Below are 6,670 nucleotides of genomic sequence, written 5' to 3' on the forward strand. Positions count from 1 at the left end.
ATCGTCACCATGGCAGATGTCCGCGACCACGTCCTGGAACTCGTGCGCAGATAACAGCCTTAGTCCTTTAGCAAGTTGTCTTTTCGCAAGAACTGCACCACCCACACCATCTTTCAGGAGCATTCATGGAGCAAAATATGCCCGAACAATCCAAGCCAGACGAACTGATTCAGGACGACCTCAACAAGGTCATCGGCACCGCGTTGGGCGTGGCTGCCGAGCAGTTGGAAACCCATGGCGCCTTCATGCCGGTGGGGCTTGTTCTCACGCACGACGGCGACATCAACCTCGTGGCGGTGGCACCGAACGAGGTTGCCGGCGAAGGTGAAGGGGAAACCGAACTCGACGCCGACCAAATGGTTGCGGATCTGTTTGAGGCCCTGACGCAACAGCGCGAACAAAATCGGGCTGCCGCCGTCGTCTGTGACATCCACCTGCCCGACGATTCCACGGACGCCATCCACGTCATGGCCGAGCACCACACCGGTTTGAGCGTCTCCGCCGTGCGTCCCTACCGCCACGCACCCAGCGGCTGGGAGTTCGGCAATCCGTTCCTTGAAGCTGGCGAACAAACCATCTGGGCATAACGCATGCGCATCAATAGCTTTTCAGATGTGAGCCTGCGGCTGTTGATGGTGCTCAGTGCCATGCCCGACGGCGAGCTTTCCACCACGCGGGAGCTCGCCGAGGCGGTGGGCACTCCCTACAACCACGTCAGCAAGGCCGTGCTCAAGCTTCGGCAAATGGGGCTTGTGGAGGCCATCCGCGGCCGCAGCGGTGGCGTGCGCATTTCCGCTGCCGGCAAGGCTGCCACGGTAGGCAAGGTGTTGCGCGTGCTCGATGACCACAGCGACGTGGCCGAATGCATCACCAACATGGGCTCGTGCCCGCTGGTCCACGCCTGCGGACTGCGCGGGGCGTTGAACCATGCCCGTGAAGCGTTCTACCTTTCCCTGGACGATGTCACCATCTTCAGCCTGGCTAAAAAGACTTCAACGGGCCCCATCCCTGTGACATTAAGCACAGTGCGTCCGGGCTGTTCCGCGTAATCTCAATACTTTTTCTACTTCACGTAGAAGTCATGAATTTAAACTCGCATTTCAAATGCTACTTTGGACTTGTCACCATGACTTTCACCCAAGGAGTAAAAGATGCTTTCGGAAAAATCGCGCCCACTGATTGTTGCCACACTGCCTTTGGTTGGTTCACGACTGGGCGCCATCACCCCGAACTTCTACAGCCGCATGTTTGCTGCGCGTCCCGAACTCCTGAACGGCCTGTTCAGCCGCGCCAACCAAAACAACGGTGAACAGCAAAAGGCCCTGGCCGGCTCCATCGCAGGTTTCGCCTCAGCCCTGGTGGCCAACCCGAACATCATTCCCGAGCAGATGCTCAGCCGCATCGCCCACAAGCACACCGGCCTTGGCATCACCGAAGACCAGTACGACATTGTCTACAAGTACCTCTTCGAGGCCATCGCCGAAGAGCTTGCCGACGTCATCACCGCCGAGATCGCCGAAGCTTGGACCGAGGTCTACTGGCTCATGGCCAACGCCCTCATCAAGATCGAAAAGGGCCTCTACGCCATGCAGGCCAATGACAAGCTGTGGATGCCCTGGACCATCGTTGAGAAGAACCCCGCTGGCGCAGACTCCATGACCTTCGTGCTGGAGCCGGCCGACGACACCCCCGTCACCGTAGCCCGCCCCGGCCAGTTCGTCACCGTGAAGGTGGCCCTTCCCGATGGCCTGCTCCAGTGCCGCCAGTACTCACTGTCTGCCGATGTGGATTCCACCACCCGCCGCGTGTTCACCACCAAGCGCGACGACGGCGGCGAGGTTTCACCAGTGCTGCACAACAATGTGAAGGTCGGGGACGTCGTCGAACTTTCCAACCCTTACGGTGATGTGACGCTCGACGGCGAAGGCCCCGTCGTGTTTGCCACGGCAGGCATCGGCTGCACCCCGTCCGCATCGGCCCTGCGCGCCCTGGCCAACGCCGGCGCCGACCGCGAGGTCATGGTCCTGCACGCTGAGAAGAACCTCGAAGCCTGGGCCCTGCGCGAGCAGATGACCACCGACGTTGACGCCATCACCAGCGCCACCATGCAGCTCTGGCTGGAAGAGCCCACCGAAGGCTTCAACAAAGGCTTCATGACACTCGACGGCCTGGACATTCCCGCCAACGCCTCCATGTACGTTTGCGGCCCGCTGCCGTTCATGAAGGCCATCCGCAACCAAGCCATGGACGCCGGCATCCCGTCCACCAAGATCCACTACGAGGTCTTCGGCCCCGACCTGTGGCTGGCCGGCGCCGCTGGCTAACCTCCAGAACTGTGGATGGCGCCACGGTTCCCTCGCGGGCAGTAAGATTTCCTCGGTCGCTGAGCGACCTTGAAAATCCATCCCCGCTCCGGGAACCGTGGCGCCATCGTGGTTGTAGATTAGTGGCACCGACTCTGTGATTAGGCGGTGAAGCGCTCCTTCAGACCGCTGAGCTCAGCAGCCAATTCCTCCGGCAGGGAGTCGCCAAAGCGGGCGTACCACTCCTCGACGCCAGCCAGCTCGGCCTCCCACTCCTCCGGAACAACCTTGAGCGCATCCGCCATTCCGGCCTCTGTAACGTCGAGACCGTCCAGATCCAAGGAATCCAGGGTCGGGACGAACCCAATGGGGGTCTCAACTGCCGCTGCTTTCCCCTCAATGCGCTCGATGATCCATTTGAGGACGCGGCTGTTCTCACTAAACCCTGGCCAGGCAAAGCTTCCGTCCGAGGCGCGGCGGAACCAATTCACGAGAAAGATCTTGGGCAGACGCGCAGGGTTGGCGGATTCTGAAAGCTCGATCCAGTGCTTGAGGTAGTCCCCAGCGTTGTAACCGATGAACGGCAGCATGGCCATCGGATCCCGCCGTACCACGCCAACAGCACCCGTGGCTGCGGCCGTGGTTTCCGAGGAAAGCGTGGAGCCCATGAAGATTCCGTGGGTCCAGTCGCGGGACTGGGTGACCAGCGGGATGGTGGTCTTGCGGCGTCCGCCGAACAAGATGGCGTTGATTTCCACACCCTTGGGGTCGTAGTAGTCCTTGGACAGCATGTCTACTTGATCGATGGGGGTGCAGAAACGGGAGTTGGGGTGCGCTGCGGTCCGTCCGGAGTCCGGCGTCCAGCTGTTGCCCTGCCAATCTGTCAGGTGAGCGGGCACTTCACGGGTCATACCCTCCCACCAAACACCGCCGTCGTCCGTCAAGGCAACGTTGGTGAAGATGGTGTTTCCCTTGGCCACTGCAGACATGGCGTTGGGGTTGGTGTGCCAGCCCGTGCCGGGTGCCACACCGAAGAGGCCGGCCTCCGGGTTCACGGCCCGCAACTCGCCCTCCTTGCCGAAGCGCATCCAGTTGATGTCATCACCGAGCGTTTTAGCCGTCCATCCAGGGACGGTGGGCTCCAACAGCGCCAGGTTAGTCTTGCCGCATGCTGAGGGGAACGCGGCGGCCACATGGTAGTCCTTACCTTCCGGACTGGTGAGCTTGAGGATCAGCATGTGCTCAGCGAGCCACCCCTCGTCACGGGCCATGGCGGAGGCGATCCGCAGCGCAAAGCACTTCTTGCCCAGGAGCGCGTTTCCGCCATAGCCGGAGCCGAAGGAGAAAATGGAGCGCTCTTCGGGGAAGTGCACAATCCACTTTTCGTCGTTGCACGGCCACGGCACGTCCTTATCGCCGGGCGCCAACGGCGCACCAACTGAGTGCAGTGCGGGGACGAAGAAGGCGTTGGTGTCTTCGAGCTTGCGAAGAACGTCGCTGCCAATGTGAGCCATGATGCGCATTGAGGCAACTACGTATGCGGAGTCCGTGATCTCCACACCAAATTTGGGGTCGTCTGCATCAAGTGGGCCCATGACGAACGGAATGACGTACATGGTGCGCCCCTGCATGCTGCCGGCGAACTTTCCGTTCAGGATTTCCTTCATCTCCGCAGGATTCATCCAGTTGTTGGTGAACCCAGCGTCGCGCTCTTCCCTGGAACAGATGAAGGTCCGGCCCTCAACGCGGGCCACATCCTTGGGGTCCGAGAATGCCGCAAAGGAATTGGGGAACAGCTCGTCATTGAGCCTGGTCAGCGTCCCCTCCTCAACCAGTTGATCCGTCAACTGCGCATATTCCGCCGCTGATCCGTCCACCCAGTGAATGTTCTCCGGCAGGGTCAGGGAAGCAACCTCTGCAACCCAAGCGGTAAGGCCCTCGTGGGTGGTCATTGCGTGCTCGACGGATTCCTGCATTGCAGCAGCGTTGCCCATTGCGAGTCCCTTCAGTAGGTGGGTAGGTTGTATCTAAATGCTATGGCTCACGATTCGGACACCCCGGGCATTGGATATGGGATGTGTGCGCTGCTGGTGTGAAGAAAACCGCGGATCTCTGCGGTTCTTCAATTTTGTTACCGTCAACATTAGTGAGGTACGTCACGTAGACCGGTCTAGTGTCTGGGAACACCGCCACTTCGATTTGTATCCGCAGGCATGTCAGGTTAGAGTTATTCACGGCCCAAGGGTCAACAAAGAAACAAAAAACAAAATATGCGTGCGTAGCTCAACGGATAGAGCATCTGACTACGGATCAGAAGGTTGGGGGTTCGAATCCCTTCGCGCGCACAGTGAAGAAAGGGTTCCAAACGTTGAGTTTGGGACCCTTTCGTTTTGCCGTTTAACCCTGAGCCGCCGCAACACTGACTGCCCACCCATTAACCCGATGTTGGCACAATGGAGGCAACAAGCGACAGGAGCAGATAAATGTCCGCACACAAGTCCCCCAATTTCCTGGTGGTCATGACAGATGACCAGGGAGCCTGGGCCCGCGGTCGCACCATGCCGGAGCTCATTACGCCCACCCTCGACGAGCTTGGAGCCACCGGCCACGAGCTCACCCGGTTCTTCTGCACCTCGCCGGTTTGTTCCCCCGCCAGGGCTTCGCTGGCCACCGGACGCATGCCGTCGGCCCATGGAGTCCATGACTGGATCCGCTGCGAGAACAGCGGAGTCAGCACTGTGGGCGTCCATTACCTTGAAAACTTTGAAACAACCCCCGAGCTGCTGAACCGGGCGGGCTACACCTGTGCCCATGCCGGCAAGTGGCATCTGGGCGATGCCCGCCAGGCCGCACCTGGTTTTCAGCATTGGTACAGCCACCGGGATGGCGGCGGCTCCTACTTTGGGGCACCCGTTGTGGAGGACGGGGTGGTGCACGAGGAGCCCGGCTACATCACCGATGCCATTTCCGAGCGGGCCGCGGGCATGTTGCGCGAGCTTGCCGCCGCCGATGAACCGTTCTTCCTTCAGGTGCACTACACGGCCCCCCACAGCCCGTGGACCGATGGCAACCATCCACCGGAGTACCTGGACCTCTACGATGGCTGCGAGTTCCCGAGCGTCCCGCGGCTTCCCGCCCATGAATGGTTCAACTGGGGTTATGGGGACCTTGCCGATGGCATGAGGAATCCCACGGAGAATTTGGCTGGCTACTGCGCCTCGCTGACAGCTGTGGACAAGGGCGTGCGCCAGCTCCTGGAGGTTTTGGAGGAGGCCGGGGCGCGTGAGGACACCTATGTCATCTTTACCTCGGACAACGGCTTCAGCTGCGGCCAGCACGGAATTTGGGGCAAGGGCAACGGCACCGTTCCGCTCAATGTCTGGGAGGATTCGATCCTTGTCCCGTTCATCATCAACCGTCCCGGCACCATCACGCCCCGCCTGGACGACGTCCTCACCACGGCAGCTTCCTTCCACGCCACAGTGCTGGAGCTTGCAGGGGCACCCAAGCCGGTGGATCCGCTCATTGCCGGGGACTCCATTGCCCCGCGCTTCCTGGGTTCACCCGAAGAATGGGATGCGGCTGGACAGGACTCGATCGTCATTTTCGACGAATACGGCGGCACCCGCATGATCCGCACCACCACGCACAAGTATGTTTGGCGCCATGGCGACGCCCCGGGAGAGCTTTACGATCTCATCTCCGACCCCGGTGAACTGTCCAATGAATTCGACAATCCGGTGTTCACAGCGCTCAAGGAGCAACTCCACGGCGAGCTGGTGGCGTGGTTCCGCGACCATTCCGAGCCGCAATATGACGGCTTCACCCGCCCTGTCACAGGCTTGGGCCAGAACTCCCCCGTCTGGACTGCCGAGGACGACGCCGGCCGGTACGCGAGTTCCTAGCCTTTTCCTAGCCGTCCACTGGCATCTTTGCCGAGGGCGTGCGACCACTCGGGCTGAACAGAACTGATGGCAAGGAAGAGGGGTGCAACGGATTTCTCGTTACACCCCTCTTGCTCACAGGCAGCATTCATCCGGCGCTGGCTGGTAGTCCGGAGAATGCCACGACTAGGCCCTGCGGCGGCCGCGCCCTCCCAGCATCAGTGCGCCTCCTGCTGCCATGAGGAGCAGGAGGGCACCCACCAGCAGTTTGGTGGAGTGGGCACCTGTGCTGGCCAGGTCGTCACCACTGCCGGCTGCCGGGGCAGTGCTGCCGGGGATGGTGCTGCCGGGTGCAGCAGCGGCCGACGTCGGCTCCTGGCCCTTGGTTGTTGCGGCGCCCGGTCCGGCTGTCGCCAGGCTGGTGGACGTCGGCACCGCAGTTTCCGACGGGCTCGGGCTCGCCGTCGCCGACTCAGTGGGTTC

The 6,670-nt window shown here is 61.1% G+C and carries 5 protein-coding genes, 1 tRNA gene and 1 pseudogene; 5 read left to right on the top strand and 2 right to left on the bottom strand.

All coding sequences use genetic code 11. The features are described 5' to 3' along the window. The first annotated feature begins 137 nt into the window (after positions 1-137). From Q4P21_RS15415 to Q4P21_RS15425, 3 genes are all read left to right on the top strand, one after another. Entirely contained in the window at positions 138-587 is a 450-nt protein-coding gene (locus tag Q4P21_RS15415) for a hypothetical protein (protein ID WP_303389611.1), read from the top strand. Between the two features lie 3 nt (positions 588-590). Then, on the top strand, positions 591-1,049 hold the full coding sequence (locus Q4P21_RS15420) for an Rrf2 family transcriptional regulator (RefSeq protein WP_303389612.1): 459 nt from the start codon (positions 591-593) through the stop codon (positions 1,047-1,049). 102 nt (positions 1,050-1,151) lie between these two features. Then, positions 1,152-2,324, top strand: coding sequence for a globin domain-containing protein (locus Q4P21_RS15425; RefSeq protein WP_207346281.1), 1,173 nt, complete (start codon positions 1,152-1,154; stop codon positions 2,322-2,324). 140 nt (positions 2,325-2,464) lie between these two features. On the opposite strand, the gene Q4P21_RS15430 is transcribed toward Q4P21_RS15425, so the two are convergent. Further along, positions 2,465-4,297 (bottom strand): phosphoenolpyruvate carboxykinase (GTP), encoded by a 1,833-nt coding sequence (locus tag Q4P21_RS15430; RefSeq protein WP_303389613.1) that lies wholly within the window; start codon positions 4,295-4,297, stop codon positions 2,465-2,467. A 278-nt stretch (positions 4,298-4,575) separates the two neighbouring features. Here Q4P21_RS15430 and Q4P21_RS15435 point away from each other — a divergent pair. Together Q4P21_RS15435 and Q4P21_RS15440 are read left to right on the top strand one after the other, a co-directional pair. Next, a tRNA-Arg gene (locus Q4P21_RS15435) sits at positions 4,576-4,648 on the top strand. A 138-nt stretch (positions 4,649-4,786) separates the two neighbouring features. Further along, positions 4,787-6,208, top strand: coding sequence for a sulfatase-like hydrolase/transferase (locus Q4P21_RS15440; RefSeq protein WP_303389614.1), 1,422 nt, complete (start codon positions 4,787-4,789; stop codon positions 6,206-6,208). 165 nt (positions 6,209-6,373) lie between these two features. Here Q4P21_RS15440 and Q4P21_RS15445 read toward each other — a convergent pair. After that, positions 6,374-6,670, bottom strand: a pseudogene (locus Q4P21_RS15445) (hypothetical protein); the annotation flags it as partial.

The organism is Arthrobacter sp., assembly GCF_030540645.1.
Classification (GTDB): Bacteria; Actinomycetota; Actinomycetes; order Actinomycetales; family Micrococcaceae; genus Specibacter.